This window comes from Rothia sp. HMSC065D02, assembly GCF_001815285.1.
GTDB lineage: Bacteria > Actinomycetota > Actinomycetes > Actinomycetales > Micrococcaceae > Rothia > Rothia dentocariosa.
The window spans coordinates 489,632-507,735 of sequence record NZ_KV820089.1; the positions used below are offsets into that span (position 1 = coordinate 489,632).

At 57.3% G+C, this 18,104-nt stretch carries 14 protein-coding genes; 6 read left to right on the plus strand and 8 right to left on the minus strand.

Annotated features, from left to right (window positions below; all coding sequences use genetic code 11):
- The first annotated feature begins 31 nt into the window (after nucleotides 1–31).
- The 3 genes from HMPREF3016_RS11065 to HMPREF3016_RS06275 all read left to right on the plus strand — a co-directional run bounded on the left by HMPREF3016_RS11065 (nucleotide 32) and on the right by HMPREF3016_RS06275 (nucleotide 2,102).
- Complete coding sequence (locus HMPREF3016_RS11065; protein ID WP_168165982.1) at nucleotides 32–184, plus strand: hypothetical protein; 153 nt, start codon at nucleotides 32–34, stop codon at nucleotides 182–184.
- Nucleotides 181–855: a sugar O-acetyltransferase gene (locus tag HMPREF3016_RS06270; RefSeq protein WP_070741034.1), complete on the plus strand. Its 675-nt coding sequence runs from the start codon at nucleotides 181–183 to the stop codon at nucleotides 853–855. Before HMPREF3016_RS11065 ends, HMPREF3016_RS06270 begins: the two co-directional genes overlap by 4 nt.
- Before the next feature lie 80 nt (nucleotides 856–935).
- Nucleotides 936–2,102 carry a voltage-gated chloride channel family protein gene (locus tag HMPREF3016_RS06275; protein WP_070741037.1) on the plus strand — a complete coding sequence of 389 codons (1,167 nt, stop codon included), beginning with the start codon at nucleotides 936–938 and terminating at the stop codon, nucleotides 2,100–2,102.
- A gap of 223 nt (nucleotides 2,103–2,325) precedes the next feature.
- Here HMPREF3016_RS06275 and HMPREF3016_RS06280 read toward each other — a convergent pair whose 3' ends face one another.
- The 6 genes from HMPREF3016_RS06280 to HMPREF3016_RS06305 form a co-directional block, all read right to left on the minus strand.
- Nucleotides 2,326–3,816 (minus strand): dihydrolipoamide acetyltransferase family protein, encoded by a 1,491-nt coding sequence (locus HMPREF3016_RS06280; RefSeq protein ID WP_070741039.1) that lies wholly within the window; start codon nucleotides 3,814–3,816, stop codon nucleotides 2,326–2,328.
- 77 nt (nucleotides 3,817–3,893) lie between these two features.
- The gene (locus HMPREF3016_RS06285) at nucleotides 3,894–4,889 is read right to left on the minus strand and encodes an alpha-ketoacid dehydrogenase subunit beta (RefSeq protein ID WP_070448791.1); all 996 of its coding nucleotides are present in this window, start codon (nucleotides 4,887–4,889) and stop codon (nucleotides 3,894–3,896) included.
- Nucleotides 4,890–4,891: 2 nt separating this feature from the next.
- A complete protein-coding gene (locus HMPREF3016_RS06290; protein ID WP_070741042.1) occupies nucleotides 4,892–6,058 on the minus strand; it encodes a thiamine pyrophosphate-dependent enzyme in 1,167 nt (388 codons plus the stop codon).
- Nucleotides 6,059–6,355: 297 nt separating this feature from the next.
- A complete protein-coding gene (locus HMPREF3016_RS06295) occupies nucleotides 6,356–7,489 on the minus strand; it encodes a histidinol-phosphate transaminase (RefSeq protein ID WP_210399790.1) in 1,134 nt (377 codons plus the stop codon).
- An 86-nt stretch (nucleotides 7,490–7,575) separates the two neighbouring features.
- Nucleotides 7,576–9,753: a hypothetical protein gene (locus tag HMPREF3016_RS06300; RefSeq protein WP_070741048.1), complete on the minus strand. Its 2,178-nt coding sequence runs from the start codon at nucleotides 9,751–9,753 to the stop codon at nucleotides 7,576–7,578.
- Nucleotides 9,754–9,780: 27 nt separating this feature from the next.
- Complete coding sequence (locus tag HMPREF3016_RS06305; RefSeq protein ID WP_070535309.1) at nucleotides 9,781–10,395, minus strand: hypothetical protein; 615 nt, start codon at nucleotides 10,393–10,395, stop codon at nucleotides 9,781–9,783.
- A gap of 424 nt (nucleotides 10,396–10,819) precedes the next feature.
- Between HMPREF3016_RS06305 and purB the strand changes: the two genes are divergently transcribed.
- Complete coding sequence (gene purB, locus HMPREF3016_RS06310; protein WP_070741051.1) at nucleotides 10,820–12,259, plus strand: adenylosuccinate lyase; 1,440 nt, start codon at nucleotides 10,820–10,822, stop codon at nucleotides 12,257–12,259.
- A gap of 277 nt (nucleotides 12,260–12,536) precedes the next feature.
- Here the strand turns inward: purB and HMPREF3016_RS06315 are convergent, their stop codons facing one another.
- Together HMPREF3016_RS06315 and HMPREF3016_RS06320 are read right to left on the minus strand one after the other, a co-directional pair.
- Nucleotides 12,537–14,279: a DUF5635 domain-containing protein gene (locus HMPREF3016_RS06315; RefSeq protein ID WP_070741054.1), complete on the minus strand. Its 1,743-nt coding sequence runs from the start codon at nucleotides 14,277–14,279 to the stop codon at nucleotides 12,537–12,539.
- Nucleotides 14,280–14,539: 260 nt separating this feature from the next.
- Entirely contained in the window at nucleotides 14,540–15,427 is an 888-nt protein-coding gene (locus HMPREF3016_RS06320; RefSeq protein ID WP_070627191.1) for a di- and tripeptidase, read from the minus strand.
- Between the two features lie 441 nt (nucleotides 15,428–15,868).
- Between HMPREF3016_RS06320 and HMPREF3016_RS06325 the strand changes: the two genes are divergently transcribed.
- Complete coding sequence (locus tag HMPREF3016_RS06325) at nucleotides 15,869–16,939, plus strand: EamA family transporter (RefSeq protein WP_070741058.1); 1,071 nt, start codon at nucleotides 15,869–15,871, stop codon at nucleotides 16,937–16,939.
- A 110-nt stretch (nucleotides 16,940–17,049) separates the two neighbouring features.
- Entirely contained in the window at nucleotides 17,050–18,087 is a 1,038-nt protein-coding gene (locus HMPREF3016_RS06330; protein ID WP_070741061.1) for an EamA family transporter, read from the plus strand.
- The last annotated feature ends 17 nt before the right edge of the window (nucleotides 18,088–18,104 follow it).

Consider the following 18,104-nt stretch of genomic DNA (forward strand, 5'->3'; position numbering starts at 1 on the left):
TCCGATGGGGCCTTTCTGAGATACTAGGTGTATGAGCAACAGGCATGACATTACCGACGAGCAGTTTAAAAAGCTGCTCCGAGAAATCTCGAAACGCTTCGCCATTCTGGGCGGCATCGTGATTCTCATCGGCTTAGCAATTATCCTCATCATGTACTTCTGGATGGGAGGGGCTCACTCATGAGCAAGCCCAACCGCCAGAACCTCAGCGAGGCTTTTGAACGTATGACGGCGGGCAAAGCCTACCGCTCTACCGAGGAGAATAAGCAGGTCGGCGATTCCATCTACCAAGCGGTCAAGTTTTTCGAGCAGTACTATGCGCGCGGCGAGCACGCCCACGGCATGCATGTGCTCCGCGACTACTTGGGCAGCCTGGGTGAGCATACCCAGATGCGCCCGCCGGTTGCCTTCGATTTTGGAGTCAATACCCATATCGGCAAGTATTGTTTCTTCAATTTCAACACCACGTTCCTAGACGTAGCCCCCATTACCATCGGCGACTACGTGTTCGTCGGCCCCGGCTGCCAGTTCCTCACCCCCACCCACCCGATTAATGTTCAGGATCGCATCAATTTTTGGGAGGGCGCCCTGCCGATCACGGTAGGCAATAACGTGTGGATAGGCGGCGGAGCCATTATTCTTGGAGGCGTCACAATCGGCGAAAACGCGGTGATCGGGGCGGGGTCTGTGGTCACGAAAGACGTTCCCGAGAACACGATCGTCGCCGGTAATCCGGCGCGCATTATCCGCACAATTGACCCGCAACAGCGACCGGCGCATCCGCACCAATACAGTGAACAGGAAATGACGCAGGCGCAGGAATTTTATGCGCGCCTTGAAGCTGATAACTTTTAATATCGCTCAACTTCCGACCCTTAAACTGAGCGCCACAAGCGCCACGGTTTTTATGAGCATATATAGATAAAAATTCTCAGATGCCAACCACCGATATGGAGGAGACCATGACATCTACCCCAAAGAATACCTCAGGTCCCCATCGCAATACCCCTGCTGAAGAAAATACCGCGCACGCGAAGGATAAAACGAACCAGAGTGAGCTTCGGGAGAGCTCTCATGACGCATGGGACGCCGCTTTTGAGAGCGACGACCCGACCGTTGTGCTCTCCCCCAAGGATGTACCGGTCGATGATATATCCGAAGAGAAAACCCGTCCTCTCTCTGCCGCCGACCAGCAGAAATATCTTGAGGAAAGCTCTTCATCCGCCAATGCGCAGGTGAAGACTGATGCGGGTACCGCCAAGGAACGTTCACGCGATGGCGATTCTTCCTTCGGCTGGTTAGAAGATTCCGACGAGTCTGCCAGCAGCGACTCCGTGGATCAGTTGCGCCCCGCCGTGCCCAGCAGCATGGTTACCTACAGTACGGAGGCGCTTCCCCCGCTCCCCGAACATCCCACAACGCCCAGGGAAGTCGGCGACAGCGATGCCATTGTGGCCGTGTCTGCTCCTTCCCCCGCGCAAAATTACCTTATAGAAGACGGTGAAGATACCGACGAGCACGCCCCCATTCTCACGGCGGCAACTGCGTTCGAGCTTCAGAAAGCACGCTACGGGCGACTTCAGGTTATTCCCGGGCTGATGGGCTGGTTCGCCGCAATGGGCGTTTTGCAGTTTTTGCTCTGGGTTACGGCAACCGTGGTCGAGGCTAATCACGGGTCCCCCTACGATTCCATGGCTCCTATTGTGCGTGGGCTATTCTCGGGGAACGATGCGCTCGCCCTCTGGCAGGGTATCGGAACCGGTGCCGCGTACCTGGTGGCGTACTGCATTGGCGGGTATGTGGCTGGCCGCATGGCGCGGTTCTCCAGCGCAAAGCAGGGCATTTCGGTGTGGCTGTGGCAGGTCATGATCATGTTTGCGGCAAGCCTGCTCACCTATTTCACGCCCCAGGTTTTCCAGGGAGGCTCCGCAAACCTTTCCGTGCAGTGGTATACGCAGCACGGTACGGCAAGCGCTATTCTTTCGGTTGCGTTGGTTCTCTGCATCACCTTCATCGCTGCGGTTCTGGGCGGCCTGATGGGCGGCATCTATCACCGTCGTGTGGAACGCTACGCACAAAACTATGTGGACCAGGAGTTATAACGTTTCAGGCATATAACCCATAGGGAATATAGTGATTGGGGCAGGGTTTCGTGACGACATGAGAACCCTGCCCCCATTTTTGTGTGCACGATATGGCTATATGCCAACTCGGGAATATTCCAGAAACAGAATATGTGTGGTTTCAAGACCCAAAAAATACACCAGGGCGCCGAAGGATTCGTGTCTCCTTCGGCGCCCTTGAGCGTTACTGTACTTGTAAGCGCTACATATCCAGAAGCATGGCGGGTTCTTCGAGAATTGCGGCAACATCCGCCATGAAACGCGCCGAGAGGTCGCCGTCTACCACGCGATGATCGAAAGAACCGCCCAGTGTGGTGACCCAGCGCGGAATAACCTCACCATCAACCACCCAGGGCTTTTGCTTAATCGTGCCGAAGGCAACGATCGCCACCTCGCCGGGGTTGATAATCGGGGTGCCTGTATCGATACCAAGCGAACCGATATTCGTAATCGTCAGGGTTCCGTTTGCCATCTCGGCGGGCTGGGTCTTCCCCTCACGAGCACGAGTCGTCAGGTTATTCAAAGCGATCGCCAGCTCGCGCAGAGAGAGCTCCTGCGCGTCCTTGATATTCGGCACCATCAGCCCGCGCGGGGTCGCCGCCGCAATGCCCAAGTTCATGAAACGCTTGATCTGAATCTCGCTGTCCGTCCACGTAGCGTTCACCTGGGGGTTCCGTTCAGCCGCCCAAATTACGGCGGCGGCAAGCACCAGCAGCGGAGTTACCTTCACACCCTCGAAGTGGCGGGACTTCTTCAAACGCTTGATAAATTCCATGGTGCGCGAGGCATCGACGTCCACGAAAATTGACACGTGCGGGGCGCTAAACGCCGAAGAAACCATAGCCTTCGCGGTTGCCTTGCGCACCCCGCGCACCGGAATGTGCTGCATGCGGTCGCCCTGTGCGGACGGAGACTGCCAGAAACGCTGGCTCGTGGACTCCTGCACGTCGTTAAGATGCGCCACATAGTTCAACAGGTCTTGTTTCGTCACCTGTCCGCGCGAGCCGGTCGCGGTCACATTCGCCAGATCGACGCCCAGCTCTTTTGCCGCCAAACGCACGGGTGGCGCCGCCAGCGACGGACGATGCGGCACCGGCTCCTGCGTCGGCTGTGCGGTTACGACGGGTACCTCAGCCCCGCCCTGGAAACGCTGCACAACCGTATTGAACGGGCTGTTCTCTACGAATTTGGAGGCGCGTTCGGCAAGCTCGCTGAAAAGCCCCTGATTGCGTGGCTCGGGTGACGAGGGGGTATGCGCCACCGGCATCTCCTGAGCGGGCGATGCCGGGGTCTGCGGCGCGGCGTTCTGGGCCCTTGCGGATGCGGGGCGCTTGCGGGCGCGGCGCTTCACCGAATCGGCCTTGGGTCCCGAACCTACGAGTGCCTGGTTACCGCTCTCGCCCTCATCGGCGGATGCGGCGGGCGCATCCTGCGGTTCGTATGCGGTGGATGCGGCACTGCCGGAGATCGCGATAATGGGTGTCCCAACTTCGATCGTCTCGCCCTCGCTCACCAGAATCTTCTCCACGGTGCCGGTGTAGGGCGAGGGCAGTTCCACAACGGATTTGGCGGTCTCGATTTCGACGAGAACATCGTTGATGCTGACCTCGCTGCCAACGCTGACTTTCCAGGTGAGGATCTCAGCCTCGGTAAGACCCTCACCCACATCGGGGAGATTAAAAATCTGGGACATTTTATGCCTTTCGCTAGGGAATATAGCCTATCGGGAATATTCTTCGCGGGTTATATAAGGAATATGGAATATACGGTTTAGTATTCAAATGAGCGATCAACGGCTTCAAGAATACGGTCAATATCGGGCACGTATTCGTCCTCCGTGCGCGGTACCGGGTACGGCATATAGTAGCCGCCCACGCGCAGCACCGGGGCCTGCAGACTGTAGAAGCAACGCTCGGTGATCGCGGCGGCAAGTTCGCCGCCCATACCCCCGAAGGTCGGCGCTTCGTGAGCAACAATCAGGCGCCCGGTCTTCACCACGGATGCGGCGACGGTGGGTACATCCATCGGAGAGATCGACCGCAGATCAATGACTTCGATCGAGCGCCCATCTTCGACGGCAGCCTCTGCGGCGGCGAGCGCTACCGGCACCAGCGGACCGTATGCCACGATGGTCGCGTCTGTGCCTTCGCGCACCACCTGCGCCTGGAACGGATCAAAATCGGTATCCGCAAAATTCACCTCGCCCTTGAGCCAGTAGCGGCGTTTGGGCTCGAAAATAATCACTGGGTCGTCGCATTCAATGGATTTACGGGTCATCCAATAGGCATCATGCGGTGAGGACGGTGTTACGATGCGCAGCCCGGCGGTGTGCGCGAACAGTGCCTCGGGCGATTCCGAGTGATGCTCGACCGCCCCGATTACGCCGCCGTAGGGAATACGGATCGTAACCGGAACAATGTATTTTTTGTCGCTGCGGTTGTGGATTTTGGCGAGCTGTGTAGTGATCTGGTTGTAGGCAGGGAAGACGAACCCGTCGAACTGAATCTCGGCTACGGGCCGATAGCCGCGCATCGCCATGCCGATAGAGGTGCCCACGATACCGGCCTCTCCGAGGGGAGAATCCATCACGCGCTTCTGCCCGTGCTTCGCCAGAAGCCCTTCGGTTACGCGGTATACGCCGCCGAGTTTGCCGATATCTTCGCCGATCAGCACGACTTTGCGGTTATCTGCCATTGCGTCGTCGAGGCCGCGAGTGATCGCTTTCGCCAGGGTCAGGCGCTCAACCTGTGCATTCTGCTCGCTCATTCTTAGTCCTCCTCGAAACCTGCGACGTAGTTGCGGTAGAACTCGCGTTCTTCTTCTACCTGAAGGTGTTCTTCGGCGTAGGCGCGGTCGAAGAATCGGTCGAATTCATAGGGTTCGGAGGCAATCGCCGCCTCGCGCACCCCGTTGGCAAGCTCTTGTGCTTCTTCGGCGAGTTTTTCGAAGAAGGCATCATCTGCGTGCCCGTTCTCGCGCAGATATTTTTCCAGGCGAATCAGCGGGTCTGCGTTCAGACGCTGCTGGAGTTCTTCGTCGTCACGGTATTTGGTGGGGTCATCGGCGGTGGTATGCGGGCCCAGGCGGTATGTTTCCGCCTCGATCAGTACGGGTCCTTCGCCGCGGCGGATTTTATCGAGCGCGTAGCGGGTGGCGGCGAGGGTTCCGAGCACATCGTTGCCGTCAACGCGCAGTCCTTCAAAGCCGTAGCCTTGGGCGCGGGTTGAGATGGGCACGCGCGACTGCACGTCGAAGGGTACCGAAATAGCCCAGCGGTTGTTTTGCACGAAGAAGAGTACGGGGGCATCGTAGGATGCGGCGAAGGCCATGGCCTCGTGGGCTTCGCCTTCGGTGGAGGAACCGTCGCCGAAGTAGACGCCAACGGCGGGTTTCACGGTGTCGTTATCGGGGTTGGTAGCCTGCCCTTGGCCTGTCTGCAGCTGCCCGGTTTCCGCCGCAATATCGGCATCAAAGTTCAGACCCATAGCGTAGCCGACTGCGTGCGGAATCTGTGCGGCAAGCACTTTGGTGTAGACGTGGAAGTTATGTTTTTTAGGGTCCCACCCGTGGGTTTGTGAACCGCGGAAAATCGTGATGAGTTCGCGGAAATCTACGCCGCGGGCAAAGGCGACCGCGTGTTCACGGTAGGAGGGAAAAATATAGTCGTTGGGGGCGAATGCCAGTGCGGAGCCGACCTGTGCCGCTTCTTGCCCGCGGCTGGGCACCCACAGAGCCATTTGCCCTTGCCTCTGAAGTGCCGTTCCTTCGTCGTCAATGCGGCGGGTGATGTACATCAGGCGGTAGGCCTCGCGAAGCTGTTCTGCGTCTACGTCCTGCACATAAGAGCTGAAGGTGGGGTTCTCGTGTACCTTGCCGTTCTCATCCATCAGCTGGATGCGTTCGGGTACTCCCGGATATTTTTCGTTCTCGTGCATCAATCCTCCACGCAGATACGAGCTGTCCTTCACGCCGAGCGCACGCAGAGAGTTTCGGCACGCGGGGCGGAAGGCTTGGGCATATTTCCTCTTATTTTACTCGCTTAAGAACGAAGTGAAGGTTTATTGTGCGGTTTTCTATGCTTTCCTTCTGGCGTAATGCACCGTTTCTGTGTGCATGTTGGTTCGCGGAATACTTACGTGGGCGGGGAGCATTCTAAGTGTTGTCGCCGAGAACCCACACGGTCTCTTCCCGAGCCCTCGGCGACATAGCTCAACCCCGCGAGTTGAGGGAGTTTAGACTCTGTGCGGGAACTGCTCGCAGATGCTGATGAAGCGGTCATTTGCCTCGTCTTCACCGATGCTCACCCGCACGCCCTCAGAGTCGAAAGCACGCACCGCTAGGGCGTTAGCGCGCGCCAGTTCGGTAAATTCTGCGGTGTGTTCTCCCAGGGGGAGCCACACGAAGTTGGCATAGGTTTGCGGTATGTTGTACCCCAGCTCGTGCAGCCGGGCAACCACGCGCTCACGCTCGGACACCAGGTGTTGCACCCGTTCCATCACCTGATCTTCATGTTCTATGGAGGCGACAGCGGCGGCCTCTGCCACGGCGGTGACGGCGAAGGTTGTGGCACTCACCCGCAAATACTGGGTCAGCTGCGGATGCGATACCGAGTACCCCACGCGAAGCCCCGCAAGTCCCTGTGCTTTCGAGAAGGTTCTGAGCACGATCACGTTCGGGTATTCGCGGTACAGGCGCAGACCGTCCAGCGGCGCATCTTCCCCGTCGGGTACGGGTGATACCGTGCAGAACTCGAAATATGCTTCGTCGAGCACCACCACAATATGAGGCGGCACCTGCGCTAAGAACTCGCGGATTTGTTTTTCGGTGACGGCGGGCCCGGTGGGGTTGTTAGGGGTGCACACCAGGATCACGCGAGTGCGGTCGGTGATCGCATTAAGCATTCCCTGCAGGTCGTGGGCACCGTTGGGCAGGTTCGGAATCTGCACGCTTTTTGCGCCCAGCAGCCCCACCAGAATGGGGTATGCCTCAAAGGAACGCCAGGCGTATATGACTTCGTCCTGCACGCCGTCGGCATCGACTCCGGCAAACGCTTTGAGAATCTGGTTGAGTGCGCCCAAGCTTCCGGCGCCGGTCACGATATTCTCGGCATCCAAATCGAACCGCTTGGCGAGCGCTTCACGCAGCTTCGTTGAGAGCGGGTCTGGGTAGCGGTGTACCGCATCGAAGGTACTGAGAATTTCGGCGACCTTGGGTACGGGCCCGAGAGGGTTCTCGTTGGAAGATAGTTTGTACTGGGTTAGTCCTGCAACCTGCGGCGCGGGTTTTCCTGCTACATAGGCCGGAAGGTTCGCAAAAATATGGCGCGGGGGAATCGGTGATGTCTGCGGTTGGTGTGATTCACTCATATCCACAGTATAGTGCTCGCCAACCTCCCCGCCCCGGATTTTCGCGCTAGGTCACGCGGGTTTCTGCCGATCGGGCGCGCATGTGTTTATGCCGGTGCGCCCAGGAGCCTGGGGTCGTGTGAGGTGCGCATCTCGGGGTCTGGGGTATTGGTGGGCATACGGCTGCCGGTATCGGCAGGGGTTACGGTCTCACCATCAGGCTGCAGCTGATTCTGCGGTATGTGCAGGTGCGGTGCCTCGGTGGGGTTGCCCAGCAGGTGCTCCCCCAGCGGCGGCAGGTATCCTTCCTGTGTTTTCAGGTCAAGGTTCGGCAACAGGTTTTCACCTCCGCCCGTGCCGTGGGGTACGCCGAGCTTGGGCAGATGCAGGTCATCCAGCAGCCGCGGCGCATAATACGGTTCGGCGTGGGAACCTGCCCCGGAGGGTATGATCCCTTCCCCTTGATGGCTGTACGGCATGGGTTTCGGCCCCGATATGTTCTCCAGCGACTCGGGCGCATGCCATGCTGCGGGTGAGTGTTGGGTATCTGTGGTGCCGGGGTTCTGCACCGGTGCGGGCAGTCCCGAAATCTTCGGGTCCGTGTAATCGACGGGCTTTCGTGGATCAAGCGCATCCATACTGGGTTTCAAAAAATCGGGTGTCCATGACCGTGCCTTATCTTGGGCCAAGTCAACCCCTATATTTCCAAGTACTTGAGGGTTTACACCACGCTCATTTGATAATGTTGCGGCTCCGCTCTCCCATAACGAAGGCCCTCCCTCAGAGGTAGCGTTATAGACATTTCCGCCTTCGTAGGTGTAGTTACCTTGAGGGACAGCCGCCATAGGTTTCTGCGCGTTAGCATCCCGTTCTAATGATTCACGATAAAACCTCATATCGTGAGTCATTTCATGTGGTTTAGGATCGCCGCCCTGGCGAAAACTTCTACGGTCAGTAATCACGGTCGAGTCACCTGGGCGTTCCTTCCACGTCTGGCCGCTAATGATTGCGGGAATAGGATCGCCCTTATCTTTGGTTTGATGCACGCGGAAGGTCTTATTTCCTCGGTCTGGTAAAGCTTGTACGGGGCCGCCAAAAGTGTACACATCGCTCACGTGGTAGCGTGAGGCAAATTCGTTGTTATTGGCGGCGTTATAGGCGATAGCTGCGCCTTGGGAATGTCCCACAAGAATCACATCATCGGCTGAGGTTACGCCTTGATCTCTTAGCGCACGGTCTAGGGCACGCATCATGATATGGCTGTCTTGTATAGAAGCGTTCGGTGTATCAGCGCCTATTTGCAGGGTGCCTTGGATACCGTCGGGTTCGCCAGGTTTATTGGAAAAGTCCGTCCCTGGGATATAGGCGTATACGATTTTGCGTCCGGTTTGGGGGTCTCGGTATACCTGTACCTCAATCCCCGAGTAACCCTTCCCGTCTTTATCTTCGCCTTCGTATTTTTTCGAGAGGTCTCCCTTGCTCACGCGCTCCATATTCTGGGCGATCTCGGCGCGGGTGCGAGGCATTTTATCTGTCGGTTCTGCCTTATCACGATGCCAGTTCTTGAGTTCACCGCGGTTCTTGTTGTCCTGTTCTTTCTTCCCGAGCCACGGCATTTTCCCGTTCACAATTCGTTCGGCTATCTCACGGGGAATACCCATTTTTTCGAGTTTTCGAGCTATACGTCTGCGCGCCATCTCTGGGTTAGCGCGCATATCCTGGTAGGCGGTCGCCCCGAAGAGGGTAATCGCCGTCAGTGCGGAAAAGCCCATAATATAGGGGTTGCCGCTGCGCATACCCCACCCGAAAATGCTCTCTGCGGCGCTATATCCAAGCTCGTACTTTTCCCAGGACCACATGTCGTTGAAGGCGCCTTGCGGATGCATGAGCGCGTTGCGCATCCACTCTTCCTGCGACATGCCGTTAGGCATCTTCCCGTCCTGAGTGAGCCCGATGCGGTTGAACAGTCCCTTCGCGGCTTCTTCTGCCTGATGGTAGCCTTTCGAGCAGGCGTCTATTGCACTGGCGGTTGCCTCCAGCTTAACGGCCCGCTCCCCCAACGTCGCTGCGGCAGAGGTGGTCATGACCGAGGCTTGCCGCCCATGTTCGTTGGTGCCGAGAAAAAGCATGAGCTGCGCCGCGATACCGCTCATCGGCAGGGGTAATGACCCGCAATCGCCGCCTAGCTGGTGTACATTCTGTGCGAGCTGCGGCAGCTCTTCCAGCAGAACGCTAATGGTTTTATCGTCCCCACCGGCTGCTATCTGTTGTCCCGGAGTGTTCATCGTGAGTCCTTCCCTGTTGTCTAGCGATTAGTGAATGCCCGAGCTCTGTAAGAGCCCGGTGGGAACCTGCGAATAATTGAGTAACTGATCTAAGGCATGCTGAGCGTTCAGTGCGCCGGAGGATTTGATGATGTCTGCGGGGTTCAGGTTTTCGAGGGTATCGGCGGTGGTGTTCAGCAGGCCTTTGAGCATTCCGTCTAATCCGGCGGCGGTACCCAAAATAGTGTTTGCTTGGGATTCCAAGGCTGCGGCAACTTCTTCGCCAGCGCGGCGCGCATCCTCGGCTGCGTGCTGTACTTGCTGGTGAGTTTCGGTCAGGCTTTTTTCGTGCTGTTCTAATGCGTTTCGATAGGCTCTCCCTGCCGAGGATTTCCAGTGTTCGGCACGCATACCGTGGGCTTTGTGAAGCATCGTCTGAATGCTCGCGGCATGTTGTTCTAAGCTGGCGGCGAGTTCCTGACCCTTACTGCGCGCCTGCCCCGCTAACCCTTGCAAAGACGCCGCAAAACTGGTTGCAGCGCTGGTACCGATCCCCATGTCACCGGCGGCACGCAGAATATCTGCGGACGTGGGCGGATGCGCTCCCGGGGGAATATCGCCGGTATGCGGCTGGGGCGTTGGTGCGGGTGCGATGGCTGTCATGTCTTCCTCGTTAGCTCTTTGTGTACGGCGGGCGGCTCCCGGTGTGCGGCCGCACGGGTACGCCTGAGTACCCGTGCGCGTGACCGATGCTGTACCTGTTTACCTTCACCCTAGAAGGCTCGGCACAGGTTAATACCCGCTCTCTCGTTGCCCTGTGGATAACCTGCCGTAGTGGGACACTTTCGCTGATTATCCACAGGCTGTTTCTTTCGATTTCGTTGGATGCGCGCACTCGCATGACCGAATATGACATGGGCCCGCACAAGCGTGGCAGACCGCGCATCCCATAAATAACGCCTTAGCGGAACAAAGAAAATAACATCCAGAATCCGCAATACGCCGCACCAAGACAGACACGGCGCCCCAGCCGCCATAGAAGACACCCAATCTGACCTTTTACGCCAAAACATGCGAAGATAGAGGTATGTCTCACCCTGAAAACACGCTCCTGCCCTCGGGAAGAATCGACCTGGGCACCAGTAATCTTGCACTCGGTCCTCTCGATGGGCGTTACGCCCCTGTGACCGCGCCTTTAACGAACTATCTCTCCGAAGCCGCGCTGAACCGCGACCGCATCCATGTGGAAGTCGAATGGTTCATATACCTGTGCGAGCATGCCGTTCTTCCCGGGCTCACGCCGCTCACCGATGAGCAGAAGTCCGGTTTACGCGCTATCGTGACCGAGTTCAACGCCGATTCCGTCACCGAACTCGCCGAGATTGAGGCGGTCACTGTTCACGATGTGAAGGCCGTCGAGTACTATATCGGTCGCCGCCTCGAAGCGCTGGGGCTGGAGCATCTGGTGCCGCTCGTGCATTTTGGGTGCACCTCCGAAGATATTAATAACCTCTCCTATGCCCTGGGTATTAAGGACGCGGTCGAGAATGTATGGCTTCCCGCCGCCCGCGATCTGGTGCAGATTTTACTGGATCTCGCAGAAACCGGCAGGGATGTTCCGATGCTCTCTCGCACGCACGGCCAGCCCGCGACCCCCACCACGCTGGGCAAGGAAATGGCTGTGCTGGCATACCGTCTAAAACGCCAGATTTCCCATGTTGCCGCCACCGAATTTTTGGGCAAGATTAACGGCGCGACGGGCACCTATGCGGCGCATTACGCCTCGGTTCCGGGGGCTGACTGGCAGGCTATTTCGCGGGGTTTCGTGGAGCATCTGGGGCTTAGCTGGAACCCGCTGACCACGCAGATCGAATCGCATGACTGGCAGGCGGAACTGTACTCTGATGTGGCGCATTTCAACCGTGTGCTGCATAATCTGTGCACCGATGTGTGGAGCTATATTTCGATTGGCTTCTTCCGCCAGATTCCGGTGGCTGGTGCAACGGGCTCTTCGACGATGCCGCATAAGGTAAACCCGATCCGCTTCGAGAATGCGGAGGCTAATCTTGAACTCTCAAACGCGGTCTTCGATTCGCTGGCGTCCACGCTGGTGACTTCGCGTTGGCAGCGTGATTTGACCGATTCTTCGGCGCAGCGCAATATTGGCGTGGCGTTTGGGCATTCGGTGCTGGCGATTTCCAATGTGATTAAGGGTCTGCAGCGCCTCGATATTGCCGCCGACGTTATTGCCACCGATCTGGAGTCCAATTGGGAGGTTCTGGCAGAGGCCATTCAGATGGTTATGCGCGCAGAGGCAATCGCGGGCACCCCCGGCATGGAGAACCCCTATGAGCGTCTGAAGGAGCTTACGCGCGGTCATCGGGTAGATGCGGTGCGCCTCAAGGAATTTGTGGGCACCCTGGGTCTGTCGTCCGAGGCACAGGAGCGGCTGTCGAACTTGACCCCGCATACGTACAACGGCATCGCCGCGCAGCTGGTGGATCACGCGAAGGATGCGCAGGGCTAAATTCCTTCGACTCCTTTCGCCCGCTCTCTACGTTCTAAAAAGGCTCTTTATTCACATAAAGCGGTTTTCCAATGCTTTATGTGAATAAAGAGCCTTTTTACGGTTCCGGCAGGAGCTATAGAACACCCATTTGTTCGCCAGTTTTCCTTCCCAACACAAAAAGTTGTTAGATTAAGGAGGCTCTAATCTAACAACTTTTCGCATTTTGACGGAAAACTGTTAGATTAGCATCCCGATAATCTAACATCAACTACTCCACCTACAGAAATTCAGCAGATTACCGCCCCTGATAAACCATAACGTACCTTGTGGAACGGCCCTGTCCTTCCTGCCTTAGAGTACCTTCATCGACTAGAGCATCTAAAGCTCTTTTGGCAGTACCGCGGGCTATATGCGTCAGCTCCATCAAATCTCCCGTTGTGATTGCACCGGTGAGGTCGCACCACGCCCGAATCACATCGTGCATAGTCTGCGAGGATCGTGACAGATAGGGCAGCACATAGTGGTCGTTCTCACCCCGAGCATTCTGAGCAAGGTTAAGCGCGCCCTCGCCCAGAACCCACACCTGTTGCTCTTTAAGACGGGCTACCAGCGGAACACCCTCAATAACGGTCTGTTCGGCAGCCCGCAGCGTGAGCGCCGCTGATTCTTCAGAAGATTGCAGACGTTCGGCCAAAGTTTTCAATGTGATAAAAGGGTGCTGCATCAAATAGCTGAGAATAATAGCGATTCCCACGTCTTTCTGACGTGCGGTGGGAACAATCGCAGAGGCGACTTCCAGTACAGGCAGTACTGGTGTTCCTCCCACGAGCGTACATTCAATATGCGGACCCGCCACCTCCTCGAAGATAGGGGGCAGATGCCCAAGAACCATCATGGACTGGTACATCCGATCAACCCCCACTCCCTGTTTCTCAACAAGGGTCAGGGCACGGAACAAATCGGCGAGCGCGGGGTATCGTGCAGAACGATTGCTGAGCACATTATCCGCAGTAACTCCACCGTAAAATCCGCCTGGGCTTCGCACCACGAGGGTAGTATCGAGTGTGATCCAGCGGATATCGGTAGGTTCAGAGCTGTTCCAGTCGCGGTGAATAATGCCGTTGAGAACAGCCTCACGCACAGCATTTTCGGGAACCTGCCGGACTGTGCGGTGCGCAAACCCGGTGGGAAGCGTAATTTGTGTATTCACGTTTTGCAGAGCCTGCTCGATCTGCCGTATTTGTTCCAGTAGAGACAGGTCGGCGTCGGGCCGCACAGTATTGAGGATCGACCCGGCGGGAACGTCGAAGATAGTGAGTTCAAGCAGGGTTCGGGATGCGGGGCACAGGGTGAGCGCGGCGGCTTGCGAGAGCTTTCCATCGGAACGCAGTGCGCCCAAACGCTGCAAGACCTCGCGGTCCGTGAGGGCTGCATCGGCTCCGAGCAGGGCGCGCACATAGTTCATGGTGGAGCGTGGAATATCTTCAGGCGCGTAGCGGGTGCTTTGAGCCATTTCGTCGTATTCCCGCATATTTTCACGGTGTTCCCACCAAAGGGAACGGTCAATAGGCTTGCAGTGATCCCCAACGCGCCACCGCAGCTTATTACCGGTATCATACACAGGCTCTTTGGCCTGGGGTACGTAGAGAACCAGCACGCGCAGACCCTGGGCTCCACCAAGGTGGTGTTCCACAATATCGGGGGCGACCTGTACCGCCTCATCAATACGCTGGCGCAGCCATTCAGTATCGAGCTCGGTACCGAGTACCGTTCCATGGCTGTCTTCAACGCCTAGGATCAGGGCGCCTCCGCCGGGTGTATTGGCAAAGCACGCGACTTCATCTGCAAGTTTTGATGCTGCTTCAGCGTTGCGTGTTTCGCCGGGCAGAAGAATACCGCCAGCGCCTCGGCGTCCTGCTTCCTCTTTGAAATCTATGGATGCGCTCTCCCGATTCGCGTGAAGCTGCCCGTCTCGATACGAAGCAAGGATTTCGGCGACCTGTTTTTCAAGGTCTCGCCTGCGTTCTGAAAGTATCATGCCGTCTCCACAACAGTAGGTTTCAGGGTGGTTAAAGTGTTCTTCTTGACCAACGTCACCATCAAGTCTACCTAAAAACACGAAAAGTTGTTAGATTAAGGAGGCTCTAATCTAACAACTTTTCGCACTTTGACGGAAAACTGTTAGATTAGCAGGCTGATAATCTAACAATCTCCCGTGTATGTCTCGTGAAAACTGCGGCAAAACGGGCACTATTACCCGCGAAATACCGGCGGGCAGGGGCAAGGGGCTAGTTTCTTCTAGTTCCCCATCGTCTTGCGATGCTGCGCGCCAGGATTTTGCAGCCCGTGAGCGTGCGCATCGTGGTTCTTCGTATCGGCCTTGGTGCGCTTGAACTTACTGGTCAGTGCTCGCGTAACCTTGGGTCCGTGAGAGTTTTTCTGCTCGTCAGACGTGAACTTGGGGGCGCGCGGGGTAAGCATCAGCTCAGCCGGGAAAAACGCGGGAGCATCACCAAACGCATTACGGGCGCTCTTAACCACGTCACGCCCCAGCGCCAAGTTTGCGCCGCCGCCGACCACCGCACCCACGCCGAACGGCAGGGCACGCCCCAGCAGGGCTCCGCTCTGGCGGGTCAAGAAACGCTTGATAAACATATTGCGAATCGTGCGTTCCACACTAAAAGTCTTGCCCGCCGACTTACCGCCCAGCAGCGTTCCCCACCGATTGGAAACACCGCTCGCCTTCCCGGTCTGCAGCAGCACGGTGTTCATCAGCTGCGAGCCTTCTTCGCCGAGCATAATCGCCATCACCATCGAACGTGCAACCTCGGGGTTCTCCACGTGCACGCCGTGCAGCTCAGCCACCGCCTGGGCGAACAGCGCGGTCCTTTCCAGGTACCCGCCGACCGCGAGCGCCGAAAGGCTCATCGAGGTCACGGTTCCGATTCCGGGTACGAAGGCGGATGCGCCCGTCACCCCGCCGATCGCGGTCACGTCACGCAGATAGTTGCGTTCAAGGCGCCGCAGAATCTTTTCGGGGGTTTCATCCGGATGCGCCGCCCGCAAACTTTTCACCATCGACAGCGCTAGGGGGCGCTGAACGCGCAGAACGGTATCAAGCGTTTTGGTGAGTGCCGGGCGGGGATTGCCGTTATCGTCAAAAAGTGACTTTTTCGGGTCTAGCATAATGCCAGTAAAGCACGTTCTGACTCAAAGTAGGTACCGCATCCTGCAGAAACGGTGCTTATTCCGCCCAGCGAGTATTCCGTCGCGTTCATGACACGCCCCCGGCCTGGAATTTTAGTGCGTCAAGAACTACTTTTCCCGGCTCTACCTGTGCACACTACACATGACATAAATCTTGCCCGCTAACCCATCGGTACGGTATATACGCCCAAGCCCAGACCTGGTATCTCAAAGCGGCATAGCTCTTTCCGCCGTTTACCTTCGGCAGGTTTTATGATGGAGTAAATTTCACGGTATGACGTTTTAGTTCAGCTTTTCGCCCCGAGGGCTTAGAATTGAGCTAGGTTACACAACACACTCGTTCACTCAGGCGCTCCGACGCGTCTTCTGCGGTGTTCAGCAATGGCACTAACACCGGCCTTCACACAGTAAGGAACCTATATGTCTGCTCCTGCTTCGGCGCGCTCGCCACTGGCGACTCAGGGCCTCGGTATGGCGTATGCTATCGGCGCCATCATTTCGGCACAGTTCGGTTCTGCGCTCGCAAAGACAATGATGGGCGATCTGGGCGCGTGGGGCGTGGTGGCTCTGCGCATGATCACCTCATCGCTTCTGCTGTATCTCTTTTTCCGCCCGCAAGTTCGTCAATGGACGCGCCCGCAGTGGCTTGCCGTGATCGTCTTGGGGGTTGCGCTTTTCGGCGCGAACGCTTTCTTCTATGTGGCAATTCAGCAGGTTCCGCTGGCGATCGCGGTGGCTATAGAGTTTATGGGTCCGCTCGTGTTGGCAACGGTTCTTTCACGAAGAAAACTCGACCTGATCTGGATTCTCCTTTCCTTTACTGGTATGGCTATTTTGACGGCAGAGTCGCAGTCAAAACCCGAAGATTTCGCACTGATAGGTATATTTTTCGCTATTCTCACCGCCGTTTCTCGTGCCGCCTATATCTTGGCTACAGAGCGTGTGGGCGCCACAATTCCGGGGATGGGCGGTATGGTGATGGGCAATCTTGTCTCCACACTCTTGGTTATCCCTTTCCCTTTCTTCATCACGGGCAATAATTTAGGGAAAGTTATCACCGATCCCGCCTTACTGGCGCTTGGTTTTGCGATGGGTCTTCTGGCCTCTGCGCTTCCCGCACTGGGCGAGATTTCGGCGCTTCGCATGCTCCCCTCGAATGTATACAGCGTGGTACTTTCGCTGGAACCTGCGGCGGCGGCACTGGTGGGCGTTATTATTCTGCAAGAACCCACCGATGCGGTGCGCTGGGTTGCAATTGCCCTGCTGATTACGGCGAGTATCGGGATTACGATATCGCACGCTCGGGTGGAACGCCGAGCCCTTGAGGAAGGTACGGCAGAGACAATTACGCATTTCCTGCCTGGCGCGGTTGACAGCATCGGTGCCGACCTTGTGCAGAAGACCGGGGTGATTACCCTGCCCACCACCGAGCAGATCAAGCTCGACCGGCAGGCTAAGGAAACCCGGCCAGAAGGTTCCTCCCAAACGTAGAATATCCTTCACATTTGGGGTATGCCCTGGGTTACAACAGTACGCAGGCTACGTTACCATTATTCTCACGTGGTACCGCCGCCTGTTGTCGTTGTGATCTAGGAGGTTTCTTGACCAGCCTCAGCCATCATAGTCACCGCAAGCGCCCCACCGTCGGCATCATTTTTGTGGTCATCTCATGCCTTTCTCTGCAATTCGGTGCGGCTTTCGCGGTGCACCTTTTTCCGCTTTTTGGTCCGTGGCTCGTCACAGTTCTGCGCCTGCTTCTCGCCGCGATCACGGTGGGTGCGGCGGTCTGGATTGCCGGGCGCTGGCGGGCGCATCGGGCAGGTGCACAAACCGCATATATGGCAGTACCCGCGAAGACATCCGACGGGTTCTTAGGCTGGTCTTCCCGCCAGTGGCGTGCCATGCTTATTTTTGGTGTCACGCTTGGGCTCATGAACGGCTTCTTCTACAATGCGCTGGCTCGCATCCCGCTCGGGCTAGCGGTGGCTATCGAGTTTACCGGTCCACTCGTACTGGCCTCTATCCTCACGCGGCGTAAACGCGACCTAGTGTGGGTATTCTGCGCGGCGGCAGGCATGGCGGTACTCGGCTTCGAGGCAGTACACGGGCAGGAAACAGACCTGCTGGGCGTACTATACGCCCTGATCGCAGGCGCATTCTGGGCGCTCTACATTCGCTCAAGCGCCTCGGTCGGCGAACTCGTGCCCGGCGCAAGCGGACTCGCCGTAGCAATGACCGTGGGAGCCACCTGCGTGGCCCCCGGGGCCCTGCTTTTCCCCGGCCCCGTGGCGCTCTGGAGCGTTACGCACGACACCCAACTGGTGCTCTTCATCATCGGAACCTCCCTGCTGGCATCGGTCGTACCGTACAGCAGCGAGTTGGCAGCCCTGCGGCACCTTCCCGAACAGGTCTTCAGTGTGCTTCTCAGCCTGGAACCGGCGATTGCGGCGCTCGCGGGATGGGCGCTGTTGGGCCAGGAAACCGGTCTGATGCGCTGGGTTGCGATTATCCTGCTGATCACGGCAAGTATTGGAATTACCCAGACAACCGGGGGTTCGGCGCCTGCGGACGAAACTTCTGATTCTTACCAGAGGAACGAACCTCCCGAGCAAACCTCTCCCCTGCCGCTGCCGGAATAGACTGCGGGATACTACAC

Coding starts and splice junctions, on each gene's coding strand:
- HMPREF3016_RS11065 (WP_168165982.1), top strand. CDS start 32: ATGAGCAACAGGCATGACATTACCGACGAGCAGTTTAAAAAGCTGCTC.
- HMPREF3016_RS06270 (WP_070741034.1), top strand. CDS start 181: ATGAGCAAGCCCAACCGCCAGAACCTCAGCGAGGCTTTTGAACGTATG.
- HMPREF3016_RS06275 (WP_070741037.1), top strand. CDS start 936: ATGCCAACCACCGATATGGAGGAGACCATGACATCTACCCCAAAGAAT.
- HMPREF3016_RS06280 (WP_070741039.1), bottom strand. CDS start 3,816: ATGTCCCAGATTTTTAATCTCCCCGATGTGGGTGAGGGTCTTACCGAG.
- HMPREF3016_RS06285 (WP_070448791.1), bottom strand. CDS start 4,889: ATGAGCGAGCAGAATGCACAGGTTGAGCGCCTGACCCTGGCGAAAGCG.
- HMPREF3016_RS06290 (WP_070741042.1), bottom strand. CDS start 6,058: ATGCACGAGAACGAAAAATATCCGGGAGTACCCGAACGCATCCAGCTG.
- HMPREF3016_RS06295 (WP_210399790.1), bottom strand. CDS start 7,489: ATGAGTGAATCACACCAACCGCAGACATCACCGATTCCCCCGCGCCAT.
- HMPREF3016_RS06300 (WP_070741048.1), bottom strand. CDS start 9,753: ATGAACACTCCGGGACAACAGATAGCAGCCGGTGGGGACGATAAAACC.
- HMPREF3016_RS06305 (WP_070535309.1), bottom strand. CDS start 10,395: ATGACAGCCATCGCACCCGCACCAACGCCCCAGCCGCATACCGGCGAT.
- purB (WP_070741051.1), top strand. CDS start 10,820: ATGTCTCACCCTGAAAACACGCTCCTGCCCTCGGGAAGAATCGACCTG.
- HMPREF3016_RS06315 (WP_070741054.1), bottom strand. CDS start 14,279: ATGATACTTTCAGAACGCAGGCGAGACCTTGAAAAACAGGTCGCCGAA.
- HMPREF3016_RS06320 (WP_070627191.1), bottom strand. CDS start 15,427: ATGCTAGACCCGAAAAAGTCACTTTTTGACGATAACGGCAATCCCCGC.
- HMPREF3016_RS06325 (WP_070741058.1), top strand. CDS start 15,869: ATGTCTGCTCCTGCTTCGGCGCGCTCGCCACTGGCGACTCAGGGCCTC.